Annotated in this window: 1 protein-coding gene; it reads right to left on the bottom strand. The window is 64.7% G+C overall.

Features of this window, described 5'->3' with window-relative positions:
- Positions 1 to 252: ATP-binding protein (locus CH341_RS32990; protein ID WP_245431360.1), on the bottom strand; the 252-nt coding region annotated here is incomplete at both ends.

Genomic DNA, 252 nt, shown 5'->3' with positions numbered 1-252 from the left:
AGATCTTCTCCATCACCTCCGGCGGCATGCCGGTGCCGGTGTCGGTGATCTCGATCAGCACATAATCGGCGGGCCGGAAGCCGTCCTGGCGGAAGCGATGGCTCTCGTCTTCCGCCAGATTGCTGGCGCGGATCGTGAGCGTGCCGCCGCTCGGCATGGCATCGCGCGCATTGACGGCGAGATTGACCACCACCTGTTCCAGCTGGTTGAGGTCCGCCTTCACCGGCCACAGCCCGCTCTTGTGATCCGTCT

Origin of the sequence: Rhodoplanes roseus, from assembly GCF_003258865.1 — a bacterium.
In the GTDB taxonomy this organism is placed as follows: domain Bacteria; phylum Pseudomonadota; class Alphaproteobacteria; order Rhizobiales; family Xanthobacteraceae; genus Rhodoplanes; species Rhodoplanes roseus.
This window is presented reverse-complemented; position numbering and strand designations above follow the sequence as displayed.